This is a genomic window from Idiomarina sp. OXR-189, from assembly GCF_034373425.1.
GTDB classification, from domain to species: domain Bacteria; phylum Pseudomonadota; class Gammaproteobacteria; order Enterobacterales; family Alteromonadaceae; genus Idiomarina; species Idiomarina zobellii.
Map to the genome: position 1 here is coordinate 2,486,589 of NZ_CP139706.1, position 17,639 is coordinate 2,504,227.

The 17,639-nt window shown below is 47.8% G+C and carries 21 protein-coding genes; 20 read left to right on the plus strand and 1 reads right to left on the minus strand.

Annotated elements, in window-relative coordinates; genetic code table 11:
- The first annotated feature begins 27 nt into the window (after positions 1–27).
- The 14 genes from UM402_RS12210 (at position 28) to UM402_RS12275 (ending at position 11,347) form a co-directional block, all read left to right on the plus strand.
- On the plus strand, positions 28–840 hold the full coding sequence (locus UM402_RS12210) for a hypothetical protein (RefSeq protein ID WP_058578535.1): 813 nt from the start codon (positions 28–30) through the stop codon (positions 838–840).
- Complete coding sequence (locus UM402_RS12215; RefSeq protein WP_058578536.1) at positions 828–1,346, plus strand: hypothetical protein; 519 nt, start codon at positions 828–830, stop codon at positions 1,344–1,346. The genes UM402_RS12210 and UM402_RS12215 overlap by 13 nt, the downstream gene beginning before the upstream one ends.
- Positions 1,343–2,167, plus strand: a complete 825-nt coding sequence (locus UM402_RS12220) for a hypothetical protein (RefSeq protein ID WP_058578537.1) — start codon at positions 1,343–1,345, stop codon at positions 2,165–2,167. The genes UM402_RS12215 and UM402_RS12220 overlap by 4 nt, the downstream gene beginning before the upstream one ends.
- Positions 2,164–3,435: a type IV pilus secretin PilQ gene (locus tag UM402_RS12225; protein WP_058578538.1), complete on the plus strand. Its 1,272-nt coding sequence runs from the start codon at positions 2,164–2,166 to the stop codon at positions 3,433–3,435. The genes UM402_RS12220 and UM402_RS12225 overlap by 4 nt, the downstream gene beginning before the upstream one ends.
- 136 nt (positions 3,436–3,571) lie before the next feature.
- Positions 3,572–4,105: a shikimate kinase AroK gene (aroK, locus tag UM402_RS12230; RefSeq protein WP_053953400.1), complete on the plus strand. Its 534-nt coding sequence runs from the start codon at positions 3,572–3,574 to the stop codon at positions 4,103–4,105.
- An 18-nt stretch (positions 4,106–4,123) separates the two neighbouring features.
- Entirely contained in the window at positions 4,124–5,197 is a 1,074-nt protein-coding gene (gene aroB / locus UM402_RS12235) for a 3-dehydroquinate synthase (RefSeq protein WP_058578539.1), read from the plus strand.
- Between the two features lie 46 nt (positions 5,198–5,243).
- Positions 5,244–6,809 (plus strand): AAA family ATPase, encoded by a 1,566-nt coding sequence (locus UM402_RS12240; RefSeq protein WP_058578540.1) that lies wholly within the window; start codon positions 5,244–5,246, stop codon positions 6,807–6,809.
- A gap of 69 nt (positions 6,810–6,878) precedes the next feature.
- Positions 6,879–7,751 (plus strand): Dam family site-specific DNA-(adenine-N6)-methyltransferase, encoded by an 873-nt coding sequence (locus UM402_RS12245; RefSeq protein WP_058578541.1) that lies wholly within the window; start codon positions 6,879–6,881, stop codon positions 7,749–7,751.
- A complete protein-coding gene (locus tag UM402_RS12250; protein ID WP_058578542.1) occupies positions 7,748–8,200 on the plus strand; it encodes a GNAT family N-acetyltransferase in 453 nt (150 codons plus the stop codon). Before UM402_RS12245 ends, UM402_RS12250 begins: the two co-directional genes overlap by 4 nt.
- The gene (locus UM402_RS12255; protein ID WP_058578543.1) at positions 8,197–8,988 is read left to right on the plus strand and encodes a class I SAM-dependent methyltransferase; all 792 of its coding nucleotides are present in this window, start codon (positions 8,197–8,199) and stop codon (positions 8,986–8,988) included. Before UM402_RS12250 ends, UM402_RS12255 begins: the two co-directional genes overlap by 4 nt.
- On the plus strand, positions 8,972–9,463 hold the full coding sequence (locus UM402_RS12260; RefSeq protein WP_058578544.1) for a peroxiredoxin: 492 nt from the start codon (positions 8,972–8,974) through the stop codon (positions 9,461–9,463). Before UM402_RS12255 ends, UM402_RS12260 begins: the two co-directional genes overlap by 17 nt.
- Positions 9,463–10,644 carry an NAD(P)/FAD-dependent oxidoreductase gene (locus tag UM402_RS12265; RefSeq protein WP_058578545.1) on the plus strand — a complete coding sequence of 394 codons (1,182 nt, stop codon included), beginning with the start codon at positions 9,463–9,465 and terminating at the stop codon, positions 10,642–10,644. The genes UM402_RS12260 and UM402_RS12265 overlap by 1 nt, the downstream gene beginning before the upstream one ends.
- Positions 10,645–10,766: 122 nt before the next feature.
- Positions 10,767–11,048 carry a type II toxin-antitoxin system Phd/YefM family antitoxin gene (locus tag UM402_RS12270; protein ID WP_053953407.1) on the plus strand — a complete coding sequence of 94 codons (282 nt, stop codon included), beginning with the start codon at positions 10,767–10,769 and terminating at the stop codon, positions 11,046–11,048.
- Entirely contained in the window at positions 11,045–11,347 is a 303-nt protein-coding gene (locus UM402_RS12275) for a type II toxin-antitoxin system RelE/ParE family toxin (RefSeq protein ID WP_053953408.1), read from the plus strand. Before UM402_RS12270 ends, UM402_RS12275 begins: the two co-directional genes overlap by 4 nt.
- Before the next feature lie 81 nt (positions 11,348–11,428).
- Here the strand turns inward: UM402_RS12275 and UM402_RS12280 are convergent, their stop codons facing one another.
- On the minus strand, positions 11,429–12,673 hold the full coding sequence (locus tag UM402_RS12280; RefSeq protein ID WP_053953409.1) for a hypothetical protein: 1,245 nt from the start codon (positions 12,671–12,673) through the stop codon (positions 11,429–11,431).
- Between the two features lie 275 nt (positions 12,674–12,948).
- On the opposite strand from UM402_RS12280, the gene UM402_RS12285 reads away from it, so the two are divergent.
- The 6 genes from UM402_RS12285 (at position 12,949) to UM402_RS12310 (ending at position 17,627) form a co-directional block, all read left to right on the plus strand.
- Positions 12,949–13,953, plus strand: coding sequence for a sensor histidine kinase (locus tag UM402_RS12285; RefSeq protein WP_058578546.1), 1,005 nt, complete (start codon positions 12,949–12,951; stop codon positions 13,951–13,953).
- Positions 13,950–14,663 carry a LytR/AlgR family response regulator transcription factor gene (locus tag UM402_RS12290; RefSeq protein ID WP_058578547.1) on the plus strand — a complete coding sequence of 238 codons (714 nt, stop codon included), beginning with the start codon at positions 13,950–13,952 and terminating at the stop codon, positions 14,661–14,663. Before UM402_RS12285 ends, UM402_RS12290 begins: the two co-directional genes overlap by 4 nt.
- Positions 14,664–14,692: 29 nt before the next feature.
- Positions 14,693–15,541: an acyl-CoA thioester hydrolase/BAAT C-terminal domain-containing protein gene (locus UM402_RS12295; protein ID WP_058578548.1), complete on the plus strand. Its 849-nt coding sequence runs from the start codon at positions 14,693–14,695 to the stop codon at positions 15,539–15,541.
- Positions 15,542–15,715: 174 nt separating this feature from the next.
- The gene (locus UM402_RS12300; RefSeq protein ID WP_058578549.1) at positions 15,716–16,453 is read left to right on the plus strand and encodes an alpha/beta hydrolase; all 738 of its coding nucleotides are present in this window, start codon (positions 15,716–15,718) and stop codon (positions 16,451–16,453) included.
- A complete protein-coding gene (locus UM402_RS12305; RefSeq protein ID WP_058578550.1) occupies positions 16,450–16,776 on the plus strand; it encodes a hypothetical protein in 327 nt (108 codons plus the stop codon). Before UM402_RS12300 ends, UM402_RS12305 begins: the two co-directional genes overlap by 4 nt.
- Positions 16,770–17,627, plus strand: coding sequence for an alpha/beta hydrolase (locus UM402_RS12310; RefSeq protein WP_058578551.1), 858 nt, complete (start codon positions 16,770–16,772; stop codon positions 17,625–17,627). Before UM402_RS12305 ends, UM402_RS12310 begins: the two co-directional genes overlap by 7 nt.
- Positions 17,628–17,639: the final 12 nt, after the last annotated feature.

The following is a 17,639-nucleotide window of genomic DNA, read 5'->3' on the forward strand; positions in this document are numbered from 1 at the left end:
GCTTTTACACAATAAGGATATTGTTTCATGTCGCTGCTTGAGCAAACACCCATCGCGGTCTGTATTCAGCAAGAAAATTGTAAAATTTTGCAGCTGAACAGAAGCCACGGACGCTTTACCGTTCAGAACTTTGCCCACGAACTGACCGCCCAATTAACCACCCAGCGGTTCAAACGCTCTGGCTTAATATCAGCGTTAGACTATCAAGCCGTGCATTACCAGCAGCTGTCTAACGAATCTTCTACCGTCAGTGTTGAGGAAAGTATTTTACAGCAGCTGCCCTCAACTATGGACAACGAAGCCGGTTTTTCTTACGACTTTATTCAGCATGATAGCGGTCAAATTGAAGCGGCGATTAGCTCAGACCGGGCGCTGCAACAGTTGATATCGGACTTGGCGCCTCTTAACATTCCGGTCAAAGTCATTGAGCCTATTTACCATTCGATAATTCGCGCCACCAATACACTCATTCCGTATTTATGGCCGGAAGGTGCTCGCTTTTCCTCGAACATGAAATGGATTATTGCTGAGTTGCGCCAAAAGGTGTCGACACTCATTTATTGTGAAAGTGGCCGCTTTCAACGGTTCGAGAAACTGGCCACTGCTGAGTTGCTGCAACGGGTCTCTGATATGGATGACTACTGGCTATTCAGCTTTGGCGATAAGGTCGCGCAATCCGCATTGCGCACAACGTGTGAGAGCCAGTCTTTCAGCAAGCACATTGCTTTATCTACCGCACCGCTGTTTGCTGACGAGCCCGCGCCCACTGTGTCCGCCTTAGACAACGAAATAGCCCTTGTCGGCTTAGCTCTCAGAGGGTTCAGTCAATGGCATCGTTAAACCTGGTTTCCAAAGACAACCGCTATCATGTTTTTAAGCATCCGGCGCTGAGTTTTATTGGTGTTAGCTTGTGTCTGGGCGCTATTGCCTTAACGGCGCAGTTTATTGTCAGTTATCAGCCCATTATAGATAACGCCAATAAAATAGCTCTGCAGCAGTCTCAACAGTTAGAAAGCCGCAAGCACAAACAACACATTTATGAAAAGCAGCGACAAGCACAGGTTAAAAGAGACGCCTTTTTGCGCAGGCAACAAAGTGTCAGTGATGAACTGAATGCATTTGCCGCGCTTCTAGAGAAACTGCCTATCGAGTCCGGCGAAGCCAGCGTTAAGCTGAGCAACAGTCGACTGGAAGTGACCTCATTATACGACCGTATCGCCCAAATCGAGGCGTTAAAAAACTGGTTGAACGCGCACTGGAAAAACCCGGAAGTTGCCAGCTCCCTGCATCAGCAACTTCTGCCTGAAAAGCGCGTGCTGTTTGTACTAGAAAGGTCATCGTCATGAAAAGCTCGGTCACAAAAGCTATCGGCTTCTGGTCAATCTTATTTGTTGCTATTTGCATTCTTTGCGCTGTGTCGGCCTATTTTTTTACCGCACATCAGTCGCACCGGTTACGTGAGCTTATTTCAGATAACGCAGAGCAGTTAGCCAGCCCCATTCCGACGCTTGCCGGAGAGCCTGCTAAGCTGAGTCCGTCAGCGCCAGTGGATGAGCTGTTATCTGATATTGTCCAACGCTACCCCATTAACCTTCACTACCAACGCTCTGGCTCTGCAGACAGCACCTGGCTGGTCACCATTGAAGCCGACCCCCAACAAGCAACGCGGTTCCTCGCTGAAGTTGTTCGTTCTCAATACAAACAATATTCACATTTTCCGGAGACAGAAAGCCTGCGCTGGGAAGCTCTGGGCGCTAACAACAGTGATGTTTACGGCGTACTCCAGTGGCAATTTCGGTGGCAAACCGAGCACAGCATCAGCCAATTAGAGAAGCCCATATACGCTAATCATTTTAAGCCCATTAATGTGCCGACCTTGTCCTGTTATGACAAACCATTTAGCGGCACACAGCCTCATTTTGTTGTGCCTCAAATGTCTGATGCAAGGTTAACCGCCATACAAACCGCTCCCAACCGAAAAGCCATTTTTAAAAGCCAAAACCAGAAGTGGGTAACGGCTTTAGAGGGCGACTGGTTAGGACAACACACCCAACTCGACACAATTCATTCAGACAGCTTAATCCTTTCTCACTGGCAACAGTCCGGAGACTGCTGGCATAAACACTCTGAGCAACTGCGCATCAACAAGGAAAGTGACGCTTCATGAAGCATTTTATAACAACCTGCCTACTGGCCTCTTTATTTCTATTCCACACATCTTCTGTGAGCGCGAGTCGCTTAGACTGGACGTTTCTTTTGTCTGAGCAGCAGCTAAATGAGCCTGTTTCGCTGTCTACGGACGGCCTGCCGCTTCGACAGTTACTGCAACTGCTGGCCGACCAGCATGAGCTGAATATTCTTATTGGTAACGACATAAGCGGAGAGTCGACCTTAAAACTGAACGGTGTCACTTGGAGAAATGCCTTTGAAAGCGTCGTCAGTACACACGGCCTGCATTTAAAGCGGCAGGGCGATTTGTTGTGGGTAACCACCGAGCCTCAGGAGCAAGAAGACAACGACGAGCGTACCTCTACTCTTTTGCGCATCAACTTTGCCAAGGCCGCAGACTTAGCCGCGTTACTGAAGAACGACCAGCAAAGCTTCTTGTCGGAAGGCGGTGCCGTTAGCGTCGACGAGCGCACCAATACGTTGATTATTCGCGACACGCCCGAGCAAGTCGAGTCGGTTCGTCGAGTGATTGAGAAACTAGATATTCCGGTGCAACAGGTACTTATTGAAGCGCGCATGGTTACCGTTAAAGCCAACGTGAGTAAAGCTCTGGGCGTACGCTGGGGTGCTTCTAACTATGGGTTGTCGGTGCCAGAAGAAGGAGCCGGTTTTATTAAAGGTATGCACGTCGACTTACCTGTCACCAACCCGGCAGGCACCTTTTCAGCCAACTTAGCCCGGCTTAGCGACGACATTCTGCTCGACTTAGAGCTCACCGCACTAGAGCAGGAAAATAAAGCCGAAATTATTACCAGCCCGAAAATATTTACCTCGAACCAGCAAGCAGCCTACATTGAACAAGGCACGGAGATTCCCTATGTTGAAACCGCAGCGCACGGTGCCACCGCGGTGCAGTTTAAAAAAGCAGTTATGGGCCTTAGCGTGACGCCATTGATCACACCCAACAATCATGTACTGATGGACTTAACCATTACCCAAAATACGCGAGGCGACACCGTAGCAACGCCCACCGGCCCCGCTGTCGCCATAGATACCCAGGAAATGTCCACTCGGGTGCTGGCTCGCAATGGGGAAACCATCGTACTTGGCGGAATATTTCAGGAACACAGCTTGAATGATGACAGTCGCGTCCCCATCTTAGGGTCTGTTCCAGTGTTAGGTAGTCTGTTCTCACATGAGCAGCAACGCAAAGAGAAACGTGAGTTGATGATATTCGTCACACCAACGATTCTGCAGCAAAACTAACACGGCTACCAATGGCTATTGCTAAAGTGACTCCGAGTTGAGATAATCCCGCTTCTTTTCGTTGGGTTGGGAGATTCTCCAGACACTCCGGATTCGTGAGTTACAGCTAATTTTAACCAATGATGTAAGCAGGAATATGGCTGAGAAACGTAATATTTTTCTTGTTGGGCCCATGGGGGCTGGCAAAAGTACGATTGGCCGTCAAATCGCCAGACAATTACATTTAGACTTTTATGACTCTGATTCAGAGATAGAGCGCCGTACCGGTGCGGATATCAGCTGGGTGTTTGAGCTGGAAGGTGAAGAAGGCTTCCGCGCGCGTGAAGAGAAAGTCATAGAAGAACTCACTGAGAAAATGGGCATAGTGCTTGCGACTGGTGGCGGCTCGGTAATGAGCAAAGAAAGCCGTAACCGTTTATCAGCCCGGGGTATTGTGGTTTATTTAAAAACCCCTATTGAGAAGCAATTAGCACGTACCCAGCGTGATAAACGTCGTCCTCTTATTGCAGAAGCCGACGACCCGCGTGAAGTATTAGAAGAGCTTGCTGACGTACGTAACCCGCTGTACGAAGAAATTGCGGACATTACCGTACAAACTGACGACCAAAGTGCAAAATTTGTCGTCAATGACATTATTGATCAGCTCGATACCATTAACGGGCTGGGATAAAACAAAGGAGCTGCGTTCATGGCCGAGGTTCAAGTCTCATTAGGCGAACGCAGCTACACTATCCATATTGGCAACGAACAACTTGCCAACTTCCGCACAACCAACGCCCATAAACTCAATAAACAGCTGTTTATTATCACCAATCCAACGGTGAGCCAGTACTATCTTAAGCCCTTGCTGAACGTGCTAACCGACCACCATGTCGACTTTTTTGAAATGCGCGACGGCGAGCAGTTTAAGAACCTCGACAGTTACGCTGAAATAATGGACCGGTTAATCAGTAAAGGCTACAACCGCGACTGCGGCATTATTGCCTTAGGCGGAGGTGTGGTTGGCGACTTAGCAGGCTTTGTGGCCGCGACTTTTCAACGTGGCGTCGATTTTTATCAAATACCGACAACCTTGTTGTCGCAAGTGGACTCTTCGGTGGGCGGGAAAACCGCCGTAAACCATCCTCACGGTAAAAACCTTATTGGTGCGTTTTACCAACCTAAGTCGGTCACTATCGATATCGACTGCCTGCAAACCTTAACCGAACGAGACTTTCGCAGTGGCCTGGCGGAAATTGTTAAGTACGGCATTATTTATGACGCCGACTTTTTCCATTGGCTGGAGCACCACGCGGCAGAGTTAAAACAGCAAGATCCTGACGCTTTAACCTATGCCATAAAGCGCAGCTGTGAAATAAAAGCCGATGTCGTGGCTAAAGATGAGCGCGAAAAAGGCTTACGAGCACTTTTGAACCTCGGTCACACCTTTGGACACGCCATTGAAGCCGCCACAACCTACGGCGAATGGACACATGGCGAAGCCGTTTCTGCTGGCATCATAATTGCATCTAAGCTGTCAGAAGTGACTCAGCGGCTATCGGCGTCAGATTTTCGACGAATTAAAGAGCTGCTGACAGCGTTTGAACTGCCAACCCGTTGCCCGGACATGCCGTGGGAGTCGTGGTTGGAGTACATGCAGCGTGACAAAAAGGTCAAAGACGGCCAGCTGCATTTTGTATTGCCTACCGCCATTGGCCAGGCAGACGTTGTCAAAGATATAGAGCACACCACCGTTGCTGCTGTGATCACTGAATGTTGCTAACGCACCTGCGTTATCTCTATTCGGCTAAACAGACAGGAACGAAACGATGCAAGCACTTGCGACCACACAACACATTGTTGCCGCACCGGTAAAAAATAAACCGAGCCAGCAGCAGGCGATTGATCAACTTCATCAACAATGCCAGCAAAGTGTGTCTTTAATTATGCTGCACGGCGCTGAAGGTAGCGGTAAAACAACCGTTGCAGAGCTTTTTCTGGAGCAAGCGTCAGACTATGCAGAAGTCGCTTTCATTTCAGCCAACGAGCGTTCAACCAACGACCGTCTGCGGGCGCAAATCCTGAATCAGCTGTTTGGTACTATCAGCATTAGTGACGAGTCACTCAGCCGCCAAATTCAGCGCCAACGCCCCCTGAACCACGCCATTATTGTGATAGACAACGGCGAATACCTGTCTGAAAGTTTTCTGGCCGAGTGCATATCAACAGTTTCACAACTCAGCGCCATTGGCCAACGCACCAGCATTATCGTTGCCGGTAGTTCGCGTTGGGCACAGCAGCAACGCCCGGCACCACACCTTCGCGTGCAAGGCCCTGCTATGGTTGAAGTGCAGCCGTTTAGCCACGAAGAACAAATCCGTTTTGTACAAGCGCTATTGCCAGAAAAGCAACGTAGCTTCTGGAATTTAGAGCGCATTCAACAGTTTTTAAACTCGATTAACGGCTACCCCGGCGAAATTCAGCAGCGCCTGCAACTGACTTTAACCACTCAGGCGGCGCGCTATCGTGACTCATCGCCGACAGAACAAGAGCAAAGTGCGCCGGCAAGTGCGTCCGAGTCAGACACCGAGAAGACACCTTCAAAAATGAAGCTGTGGCCTCTTATTTTAATTGCGGCACTTATCAGTACCGCTGCCGCTGGCTACCTGAACAAAGACCAGTTACTGCCGTTATGGGAACAGTTCAACAGCTCAGCTCAAGCAGAGCCGTCGCCAGAGACGACTGATGCAGCATCCGTACAAGCAACCGAGGGCGAGAGTGAGCCTGCTCAGGCAGAAGAGCCACAAACAACCGAGTTACCCACCTTTGAGCCTATTAACGAGCGTTCTTTAGAGCTTGTTCCTGAAGAGTTGGCATCGTCTTATCGAGCTTCTTTGGGTACGCTAAACAACAAAGCCGCCGCTGAAATTACAGAAGGTGATATCAGCGTTGGTTTCATTAAAGAGCAACAACCGAAAGAGGCTGAACCGGTAGGCACCGTGGTTGCTGAGTCTGGTGAAAGCAATGAAGCGCCAGCAGAAACAGCAGCCAACCAGCCCGCCCAAGCGGAGCCGGCGGCAACTCAAACGGCACAGACTCAGGAATTACCGTTTAATACCGAATGGGCACTGAGTCAGCCTACCGATAGTTATACCTTACAAATTAGTATTATCAGCGACACTCAGCTGCTGTCAGATTTCCGCCAGGACTACGGCTTAACTGACAATACGCAGGTGTATCAGCGCGCCGATAACCGCTATGTCATTATTTTTGGTAGCCACAATAGCATTGAACAGGCACGCAATGCCGCCAGCGAACTGCCGCAAGCAGTTCAACAAATGGAGCCCTGGGCTAAGTCATTTGCCAGCGTTCATGCCGACATTCAGAGACGTTAATACTCACAGCAATTTTCATCCCCCGGCCTTTGGGTTACAATCCGTTGAGGATCAACCAACGGCCGGCGCATGAAGAAGAATCGGGCATTTTTAAAATGGGCAGGCGGTAAGTACTCACTTATCGAGCCAATATCAGCACGCTTGCCGCAAGGTAAAAAGCTCATTGAGCCCTTTGTTGGTGCCGGCTCCGTGTTTCTGAACACAGACTACGACAGTTACCTGCTGAACGACATTAACCAGGACTTAATAACCCTGTATCAGTTCGTGAAGCGTCGTCCTAAAACCTTTATTCAGGACGCCCGCAAGCTTTTCGTTGACCGTAACAACCAGCCCGACGCTTACTACGCGCTACGCGCAGAGTTTAACGCCAGCAGCGACCCTTACTACCGCTCTTTGCTGTTTTTGTATATGAACCGACATGGCTATAACGGTTTATGCCGCTACAACAGCAAAGGCATTTTTAACGTTCCTTTTGGCGACTACCGAAAGCCCTATTTCCCGGAAAAAGAGCTCGAGCATTTTGCCGAAAAAGCCCGCAAAGCCAAGTTTATTTGTCGACCGTTCGAGCAGGTTTTCCGCCGCGCACGTCAGGGCGACGTTATTTATTGCGACCCACCGTATGCGCCATTAGTACAAGCGTCTAACTTCACCAGCTACGCCACCGGCGGCTTTGGCCTAACCGACCAACACGAGCTCGCACGCCGGGCGGCGCAAGTGGCTAAGAAAAGAGACATACCGGTGCTTATTAGCAATCACGATACTGAACTAACGCGAGCTCTCTACAAGCAAGCCGATATTAGCAGCTTGTCGGTGTCGCGCAGTATTAGTCAAAAGGGTGACGGTCGTAAGCCCGTTACCGAGTTGCTTGCGCTCTATAATACAGATTCACCCGCAAGCAATGTCGTATCTATTAATAAAAAACTGAAGAAAGTAGGCACATGAACTGGCATTTAAAAGCATTTAACGACCTTTCCCTTCACGATCTCTACGACTTACTGAAAGTTCGCCAGGAGGTGTTCGTTGTCGAGCAAACCTGTCCGTACCTCGATGCCGACGGCGCCGATGAACACGCACTGCATTTATACGCACGCAACACCGCCGATGAAATGGTCGCCTACGCGCGTCTTTACCTTGCCACCGCAGACACTGGCTACTCGCGTATTGGCCGCGTGCTAACTCATGAGAAGGTGCGCCGCCAAAAGCTTGGCATTCAGCTTATGCAGCGCAGCATCGACTATCTTGAGAAGTACGCACCTCAGGCGCCTATTCGCGTGGGTGCTCAGGTTTATCTGCTCGACTTTTATAAAAGCTTCGGCTTTGAACCTATCAGCGAAGAATATCTGGAAGACGATATTCCACACATTGATATGGAACGTAAGGCGGCCCAGTGACCGTCACAGCTCGGGTTCCGGTACTAGCAAGCAGCGATGCTGACATCGTTGCCGCAAAAACTATTGCCGAACGTTGGGGGCTGCCGTCGGAAGCCAGAGACGATGACGCTTTTCAACTATGGTTGAATGAGGGTGAGTTAGCCCTGCACTGGCTGCAAAGCCCACAAAAAATGTCACCGCTAGTGGTCGACTTTCATCAGGGTAAAGCGGCCTACCGAGCTCAGAATACGCAATTAAAAAACGAAGCCATAGCCAAAGCAGTGGGTGTCACCGGGCAGTTTAAACCGTCGGTGGTTGACGGCACTGCCGGCCTTGGCCGAGACGCCTTTGTGCTGGCCGGTTTAGGCTGCAACGTGCAGCTTATAGAACGGCACCCCGTGGTCGCTGCGCTGCTCGATAACGGCCTGCACAGAGCTCAGTTAGAAGCCGACGATATTGGCGAAGCCTGTCAGCGTATGCACCTAATAGGCACAGACAACTTATACTCCGGCAAAGGCTTCACCCACGAGCCCGACGTGGTGTATTTAGACCCAATGTACCCCAAAACCGGCAAGCAAAAAGCGCAGGTGAAAAAGGACATGCAAATGTTTCAGCAGTTGGTCGGCAGCGACAACGACGCTGACTTGCTGCTTGAGCCTGCACTTGCCCATGCTAAATTCCGGGTGGTGGTTAAGCGCCCAAACAGCGCACCGTTTCTGGCAGAGCGTGAACCAAACAGCCAAATTAAGAGTAAAAAGCATCGCTTTGATGTTTACATAAAACGAGGTTTCAATGAGTCAGCAAATTAAAGAAGGCGATAAAATTCCATCCGGTTCACTGACCAGCAAAGGTGAGCTTGGCATTCAAAATTACGACCCGGCAGAGATATTTGCTAAGGGCACCCACATATTGTTCTCCGTACCCGGCGCTTTTACTCCGACCTGTTCGGAAAAACACTTGCCCGGTTATGTCGAACACGCGGAAGCACTTGAAGAAGCGGGTGTTTTAAGCATTAACTGCGTGGCCGTAAATGACGCTTTTGTGATGAAGGCCTGGGGCGAAGCATTAGGGATCGGAGAAAAAGTTCGGTTATTGTCAGACGGTAACGGCGCTTACAACCAAATGCTGGGCCTGGCAATGGACACTGGCAACTTTGGCGGTATTCGCTCAAAACGCTATGCCATGATCATTACCGACGGTACCGTAAAAGGCTTATACGTTGAAGACGAAAAAGCCTTTGAAGTCAGCAAAGCGGAATACATTTTGGAGCAATTGCAAAAGTAATGTCGAACTGGGATGTCATTGTTATCGGCGCCGGCGCAGCCGGGCTTCACTGCGCTGCACATGCGGCTAAACGCGGCAGGTCCGTATTAGTGCTTGATCACGCCAAGCAGGCAGGGAAAAAGATACTGATATCTGGCGGCGGCCGCTGTAATTTCACCAATATGTACGCAGGCCCCGATAACTTTTTGTCATCCAACCCGCATTTTTGTAAGTCTGCGCTTAGCCGCTACACCCAATGGGACTTTATTGGGTTAGTGGCTGAATACGGCATTCCCTACCATGAAAAAACCTTAGGCCAGTTGTTTTGCGACGACTCCGCCAAAGACATAGTGCGCATGCTAATGAGCGAGTGCGACCGCTACGGCGCGCGGGTACAGTTGCGTACAGAGATTGTGTCGGTGGACTTTGACGACGGATATTGCGTAGAAACCAGCCGTGGTGAATACCGCAGCGAAAAGCTAGTGGTTGCCTGTGGTGGACTTTCCATGCCTAAATTGGGCGCTACGCCTCTGGGCTACCAAATTGCCGAGCAGTTTGGGCACTCCATTGTGCCGGTACGCGCTGGCTTAGTGCCATTTACCCTGCAAGAAGAAGACAAAAAACGCTTTGCAGAGCTTTCCGGCGTTGCCGTACCAGTGACTGCCGAGGCTAACGACGGCTATTTCCGTGAAGCCATGCTGTTTACGCACCGAGGCGTCAGCGGCCCCGCTATTTTACAGGTGTCGTCCTACTGGCAGCCCGGCGAAGCCGTGAGCATTAACCTACTGCCCGACTTAGACGCTTACGAGTGGCTGAAAACACAACAGCAGCAACAACCTAAAAGCCAACTCAACACCGTTTTACAAGCACACTTCCCCAAACGCGTGGTTACCGCATTAGCCGAGCACCACCAATGGCCACTCAGCAACAAACTGGCCGATACCTCGAACGCACAGTTCCAGACCATAGCCGATAACCTTAACCGCTGGCAGCTCAAGCCCAACGGCACGGAAGGCTACCGCACCGCCGAAGTCACCCTAGGCGGCGTAAACGTCGACGAAGTTAGCTCTAAAACCATGGAAAGCCAGAAACAACCGGGTCTGTACTTCATTGGCGAAGTACTGGACGTAACCGGCTGGCTGGGAGGCTTCAATTTCCAATGGGCTTGGAGTAGTGGTTTTGCTTGTGGGTCGGAGGTTTAGCTAAATCTATATAATGTGCGTACGCACAATATATAGAGGTTATGTCTCATAGACCCTGCTTGCCAACGCTAAATCATCGGCGTACACTTAAAAGTACAACTAAATGTACTTAGGTGATTCCCATGACAAGAGTTCGCGTCGATGAAGATATCCGCCCCCTTTCCGAATTTCGAGCGGGCGTAGCATCATTTGTAAAACAGATACATGAAACCCGCCGCCCTATGGTGTTAACTCAGAGAGGCCGTGGCGTTGTCGTGCTGGTGGACGTCCAAGAATACGAAAAGATGCAAGAACGGCTAGAGTTGTTGGAAGAGGTTTATAAAGCTGAAGAGCAGCTGGCCAATGGGGAAGGTATTTCTCATGAGGAGGCAAAATCACGAGTTCTGAGCAGGCTTGCACAATGAGGGTTAATTGGTCTCCCCTCGCCTTAGAGCGTGTTGAACAGATATCTCAATATATTGCGGAAGATAAACCCAGCGCTGCTGTTGAGTGGGTTGAAGGTTTGTTTGACATTGTGGAGCGGCTATCAGACTTCCCTGAAAGTGGGCGCGTCGTTCCTGAAGTAGGAGGACGTCGCATCAGGGAAGTTATATTTGGAGCCTATCGGATCATTTACAGCGTCAGAGGCCAAATAGATATTCTGACAGTAAGGCATAGTAGTCAGTTATTGCGAATGTCCGAGTTTGGTGATGAGGAAACATAGCCCCCCCAATAAAAAACATTATGGTTAACGCTTTTGATTCCATATTTCCACCGTACTACAAATTACCATTATTTCAGTAATTCATTCCGAATGTTTGCCAGCTAATAAAGCGCTAAACCAACGCTTGGTATCAGCACCAGCAAAGGTTCCCACTTTTGTAATTAGCGCTTCTGTCTCGGTTACGTCACTGGTCATATACCAGTCAATGAGTTCATCAAAAGCAGTTTCTCCCAGCTTTTCCTGTAACTTCATTAAAGCGATAGGGCCGAGACCATAATTAACTTTGTGCGACGCTCTGCGAGCAGTATCTTCGCGCCAAATAAACGCTTCGCCTTTCGCCCGCGCTTGCCATTTTTCCACGATATTTTGAAATTCTTCTTCACCATAAATACGTGCCACCTCTCTGGCCGAAATGTATTCAGCGAACGATTCAATCATCCAGTAGTCATGCGACATGGCGCTTGTGAAGTTTGTCCAGTTATGCGCTATTTCGTGGCATAAGTATTGATGCGTATGGACCTTAGAGCCCAAAGTTTGAGAATTTAATGAAATATAGTTTCCTCTCGCGAAGCTAGGGCCTGGGCGTTCAAGAAGAACTACCTGAGCGGCTTTTAGCTGTTTCTGCCTCCCAAAACGCTCGTTCATTTTTTCAAAACATTGGCGACCTGCATTTAATACGAATTCTGCCCTCTCGGCGTTAACGTCATCGTGGACAACCGTAAAGCCATCGCTATAAATGCTGGTCGGCTTTTTCACTGCATAAAGCGATACGTCGATTGTTGGCTCTGTACTTATCACCTGATAATTGTTTCCACTGCTGGTCACACTTCCCGGACCAAACACTTCCCAGTCGTCATCCAATTCGACGCTAACAGTTCCTATAATTGGCGTTGAAAAGTCACTGAATACCGGATGCCACGCCGAATCAATACTCAGGTGAACTTGATTTGAGGTAATGAAATTTCCGTGCTGAGCGTTATTATCAATAGTGCCTGCATATTTAATGCGTATAGCTTTATTGTTTGCTTGAGCTGACGAACTAAACTCAATTATCACTTCATTCCAAACAGGCACCTTCTTCGATTGCTTTACCTCAAAGCTCTCGATGTGCTGCCCAGTAACAGACTCTACCGAAAAGTCTTTATTCAGAAATAAGGCAACAGTACCGCTACTCCTGTACTTCTTTGGTATTTGCATCTCAGTTACCGCGTTTAACGCTGAGCTTTCGAGTGAAAAAGTCAGCTCTGTACGATATTCAACGGCATCCGATGCCATAGCGGTAAAACTTAAAAGGTACGTCGTAACAGCAATTAGTAGATATTTCATGCTTGATCTCTTAATGTCCCTATTAAACTACTGTTAACCGTACCATTCAGTAAGCCAAAATCCAGTGCGGAAATGTTGCTAAATGTTTTTCGAATTAACTAAGTCGTCCGAAATCATTAAACTTTTCTGTTATTTGAAGTGTTCGCTCTGAGTGAGCCTCGGACGAACCCTAGCGACAATTCAACCCTTTATTTTAACCATTCAGTCAGAAACACAGTGACACTCAGCTTCAGGGCTTTAATAATGTCTACATAACCAAAGCAGCGAATATACCGATGCCAGAAATCACTAAAAAAGAACTGTTTATCGCATTACTCGGGTTAAGTTTTATCAGTGCCACGATTACCTTTCTCGACTGGTGGCAGCGAGGACAGGTTGGAACCAATGACGCTCTGTTAGCTGGAGCTGTTGCGATTATCTTCCTATTTTGGGTACCTATTTATTCGGCTGTATTCGCTATCAAAAGGCTCGGCATCAACAATATTTTCTATGAGCTGCTTCTATGGTTTGGCTGCTTTTATATCGGCTATCGAATCTGGGGCTTTGCTCTAGCAGGCATTTATACAGGTGTTGAATTTGGTTGGCTTGACGTCTTTTTCATGTCAATTCCCTGGGCTATTGGAACGTATATTCTTTATCGTGCCTACAGAGCCTACAAAGCATTACAAACCGAACGTTTGCTGCGCCAGCATGCTGAGTTGAATCAACTCAAGCACTCCTTGCATCCTCATTTCTTGTTTAACAGCCTTAATACGTTAACGGCTTTCATTACGCCGAATCCGAAAAAGGCAGAGCTGCTGACTCACGATTTAGCGTCCGTGTTGCGACATATCCTAGATACGAATAATGTCGATACCATCAGCCTAAAACATGAATTAATGATCCTACAAAAGTGGCTGAATATAGAGCGTGCTAGGCTCGGTGATGATTTGAAAATCGATATAGACATTGATGAAGCAACTCTAGATGTGCAGATTCCCCCGTTTTTGTTGCAACCAATACTGGAAAACTCAATTAAACATGCCACGCGGCTTCCAATTGAATTAACGTTAGCGTGTAGAGCTCGTGGCAGTGCTTTGCAGGTTATTATCCGCGACAACGGTCCCGGTTTTCCTGACACAGTTCTGGCTACTCAACTTGAAAACTTAAAGCATTCGGGACTCGGTTTGAGCACGACAATCCGACGGATTGGTCTTATGCGCCATGCCAATATCCAGCTGTCGAATAACCCAGAGTCTAAGGGAGCGGTTGTCAACATCAGCTTGGATGTCCAATCATGATTAATACCCTTTTTATCGTTGACGATGAATACGCAAGTAGACTGAAGCTGAATCAGCTTATAAGTGCATTACCCGAGTGGCGTATTGAAGCCAAGCTAAGGTCCGGAGAGGAGCTTTTTCAGCGTCTTTCAGAGTCACAACCCGATGTCATTTTACTCGATATTAATATGCCAGGACTGAATGGAATCGATGTGCTGTCGCAATTAAACCGGGAACACTGCAATAGCGAAGTTATCTTCACAACGGCACACAGCCGTTATGCCGTTGAAGCCTTCAACGGTGCCGCCGCTGATTACGTTCTCAAACCGATTAGCCTACAACGACTTCAGCTCGCACTTGAACGAGTCGCTGAGCGGCTGCGACTAAAACGAGCCCAAACGCTGCCACAAACATTGATTAGTCAGGTGGGGCAACGTATGAGAAACGTAAAAGTTGAGGATATCGATGCCATTATTATCGACAACGGGACGCAAGTGGCCCATTGCGGTTCGCAGACTTACCCTCTAGACAAGACATTAACTGAGCTGGAGCAGCAACTGCCAGCACACTTTCTCCGTGTCCATCGTGGCGCAATCATTAATCGGCTTCGATTGAGCGAAGCCGAGCGCTGGCTTAATGGGCGCTTGCTCTTAAGATTTATTCACTCCAAGCTGGAAGTATTAACCAGCCGAAATGGCGCACGCCAACTAAAAAGGCACTTAAAGGTGTAGTGCTTAACCCTAAAAAATAAGGAAAAACAATGAAAAAATTAATAACACCATTTTTACTGGTGGGGGCTCTTGCGTCCTGCGAAAACGCACCAGCACCTGATTTATACACCAATTACATTAGCGACGGAGAAGCACACCCGTTAGTCATTTTGGTAGGAGGAAGTGACGGTGGTAATTACTTTGCCAATCCAAATATGAAGCCGTTGATGGATAGATATCACGATTATGGATTCTCTGTTGCATCAATGGGTTACTTTGATACGTTGGGAACGCCCGATAGCCCTATTGAGCTGTCTTTAAACGAAATTGACGCGCGTATTAAGGCAATAACTGAAGACCCGAGCATTAAAGGTCAGTGTGTTGCACTTCTCGGTTTCTCAAAAGGTGCAGAATTATCTTTGTTGCTTGGCAGTCATTTTAATACGGTTAATCACATTGTTGCTGCATACCCGAGTCATGTTGCTTGGAATGCAGTGAAAACACCAATGAGCTACTCAAGCTGGACCATCGACGGACAGCCACTACCTTACATTGAGGCCCCTTTATTATCTTTTGATATGCTGTCCGGTATTTTTACCGGCGAGTACCGAGATGCCTTTACTGACGCTTTATCGGAAGCCTCTCCAAAAGAGTTAAGCGACGCTGCAATTCCTGTCGAGAAGATCAAGGGCTCGGTCACGCTGGTTTCAGCAAAGCAAGACCAAATTTGGCCTTCATTCGAAATGGCTAATAAAATTGAACAAAGGTTGTCAGATAATAGCTATGAGAACCCCGTGCTGCATATCGATTTGGATGGAGACCATTACAGTTATAATAAAGAAACAATGGATACTGTCTTGACTCACCTAAAACGTGTCATGGGTCCGGAATGTAACTAAGTATAAGCCAGCGCTTGCTGGCTTTACTTTAACTGCTCTAGTCCAGAATAAACTCCCGGATAATAATAGCAGTGTTCGCTTTGACCAATTGAACTCACACCGAAAAGCGGACATTTATTACAAACCATAGTACAGTCACGAATCGCCAAAAATCAAATCGTAAAGGACTATAATTTGAAACTCCTCACATTATTCGCAAGTTTACTTTTTAGCGCTTTAAGTTTTGCAGGCGATAGGGTTTATGATGAATCCAGGGACAGGCATATTCCGATAGAAGTTACGCATCCTCTTGAAAAAGAACAATGCAACGAGACCCAGAAGTGCCCAGTGGCATTACTTAGCGCGGGTTACGGCGTATCACATACTAAATACACTTTTTTGTCCGAACAGCTAAACCAACTTGGTTACATGGTTGTAGCTATTGGGCACGAGTTAGAGAACGATCCTCCGCTTTCGGTATCGGGTAATTTGTATGAAACTCGAAGCGAAAACTGGATGAGAGGCGCAGAAACACTGAACTTTATTAAAAACAGGCTGGCATCTACTTACCAAAACTATAACTTCAACGACTTGCTACTCATTGGTCATTCAAACGGTGGGGATATTTCCTCGTGGCTTGCAAATGCGGGCAAGAATTACATTGATACTGTAATTACACTTGACCATCGTCGCGTTCCGCTTCCCAGAAGAAAGGATATTAATGTCCTCTCGATTCGAGGTAGTGATTACCCTGCTGACGACGGAGTATTGCCTTCACCGAGAGAGGCTCGAGAGTACAGTATGTGCGTTACAGAAATACCAAAATCCCGGCACAACAATATGAGTGATTACGGTCCTCAGTGGCTTAAAGATGAAATTAATAGAGTTATAGATAATTTTATAAACGGCACCGGCTGTCGAGTTGATTCATGATGAATACTAAAACGACAACTACTGCGGTCTATGCGGGTTTAATCTCTGTCATTATTGGAGCAGTAACATTTGCATTGAGTTGGAATTTATACGATGTTCTTGGCGGTCCTATGCCCGGCTCTAAGGTGCTGCTGTTCCCGGGGAGCTTAACGTTGATATATGTTTGGCATCCACTCTTCACCGAAGAAATTAACTTTTGGCCTAAGTTTGCGCTCCAAATGTTCGGACAGTTTTTTGTTGTTACGACCATGACGATGTTGTGCGTTGGTCTTGCTAAGAAACTATTTCGCATCACCCAACACGAAAGGAATTCCAAATGCTAAAACTTGTTATAGCGTTGCTGCTTGTTTTATTAAGCGCCCCCAGTAATGGAAGCGAACGTTCTGATAACGCGAAAACTCCTATCAACTATCTTCCGGCTCTTGCCGGTGACTATTTTAAGCATGACTCCGAAAGCGTAGGGCGTCCTTACCACATATTTGTTCGGTTGCCTCATGGCTACGAGGAAAATCCATCAAAAAGCTACCCCGTTATCTATTTATTAGACGGTGATAGCTTATTTCCGATGTTGGCACCGACCCATTTATTTCTAACGTACGACGAGCAAATACCTGAAGCCATTGTCGTCGGTATTGCCTATGGCGGCTTTGGTGATGTGAACAAACGAGACATTGATTTTCACGAGTTTGCTAGCGAAGAGAGCGATGAGCCACATGGCCCTGATAAGTTCTTGAAGTTTTTAAAGTATGAGCTACTCCCGACAGTTTCAAGTCAGTATAGAACAGATAAAAGTAAACGTGTGTTAGTAGGCCAGTCTTATGGTGGCTTCTTTGTTTTGTGGTCGGCTCTTCAAGAGCCTGATTTATTTTGGGCGAGAATAGCGAGTAATACAAGCTTTGGGGACGAGCGTTCCAGGTTGTTTTCTGAGGCTTCAGAAAGTGCAAACAAAGACGGGCTGGTTGCAATTACCATAGGAACAAAAGACACACAGTCACGCCAAGACTTTGTCAAAGAGTGGTCTGATACCTGGATGGACTCTGATAGTGCGCCCTGGACAGTAAAAAAGTTTATCATGGAAGGTGGGACGCACGCGGCTACAATTGCTGAAACTTACCGCCAGACATTGAAGTGGATCTTTCAAGGCAAAGAGCCTGAATCAGATTCTCAAGGGTAATGTTTGAGCAGT

Bases quoted from the DNA above. Each gene is read 5' to 3' on its own strand.
- UM402_RS12220 (WP_058578537.1), top strand. From the start codon at position 1,343: ATGAAAAGCTCGGTCACAAAAGCTATCGGCTTCTGGTCAATCTTATTT.
- UM402_RS12280 (WP_053953409.1), bottom strand. From the start codon at position 12,673: ATGAAATATCTACTAATTGCTGTTACGACGTACCTTTTAAGTTTTACC.
- UM402_RS12225 (WP_058578538.1), top strand. From the start codon at position 2,164: ATGAAGCATTTTATAACAACCTGCCTACTGGCCTCTTTATTTCTATTC.
- UM402_RS12290 (WP_058578547.1), top strand. From the start codon at position 13,950: ATGATTAATACCCTTTTTATCGTTGACGATGAATACGCAAGTAGACTG.
- UM402_RS12295 (WP_058578548.1), top strand. From the start codon at position 14,693: ATGAAAAAATTAATAACACCATTTTTACTGGTGGGGGCTCTTGCGTCC.
- UM402_RS12310 (WP_058578551.1), top strand. From the start codon at position 16,770: ATGCTAAAACTTGTTATAGCGTTGCTGCTTGTTTTATTAAGCGCCCCC.
- UM402_RS12270 (WP_053953407.1), top strand. From the start codon at position 10,767: ATGACAAGAGTTCGCGTCGATGAAGATATCCGCCCCCTTTCCGAATTT.
- UM402_RS12285 (WP_058578546.1), top strand. From the start codon at position 12,949: ATGCCAGAAATCACTAAAAAAGAACTGTTTATCGCATTACTCGGGTTA.
- UM402_RS12210 (WP_058578535.1), top strand. From the start codon at position 28: ATGTCGCTGCTTGAGCAAACACCCATCGCGGTCTGTATTCAGCAAGAA.
- UM402_RS12305 (WP_058578550.1), top strand. From the start codon at position 16,450: ATGATGAATACTAAAACGACAACTACTGCGGTCTATGCGGGTTTAATC.
- UM402_RS12240 (WP_058578540.1), top strand. From the start codon at position 5,244: ATGCAAGCACTTGCGACCACACAACACATTGTTGCCGCACCGGTAAAA.
- aroB (WP_058578539.1), top strand. From the start codon at position 4,124: ATGGCCGAGGTTCAAGTCTCATTAGGCGAACGCAGCTACACTATCCAT.
- aroK (WP_053953400.1), top strand. From the start codon at position 3,572: ATGGCTGAGAAACGTAATATTTTTCTTGTTGGGCCCATGGGGGCTGGC.
- UM402_RS12250 (WP_058578542.1), top strand. From the start codon at position 7,748: ATGAACTGGCATTTAAAAGCATTTAACGACCTTTCCCTTCACGATCTC.
- UM402_RS12275 (WP_053953408.1), top strand. From the start codon at position 11,045: ATGAGGGTTAATTGGTCTCCCCTCGCCTTAGAGCGTGTTGAACAGATA.
- UM402_RS12265 (WP_058578545.1), top strand. From the start codon at position 9,463: ATGTCGAACTGGGATGTCATTGTTATCGGCGCCGGCGCAGCCGGGCTT.
- UM402_RS12215 (WP_058578536.1), top strand. From the start codon at position 828: ATGGCATCGTTAAACCTGGTTTCCAAAGACAACCGCTATCATGTTTTT.
- UM402_RS12260 (WP_058578544.1), top strand. From the start codon at position 8,972: ATGAGTCAGCAAATTAAAGAAGGCGATAAAATTCCATCCGGTTCACTG.
- UM402_RS12245 (WP_058578541.1), top strand. From the start codon at position 6,879: ATGAAGAAGAATCGGGCATTTTTAAAATGGGCAGGCGGTAAGTACTCA.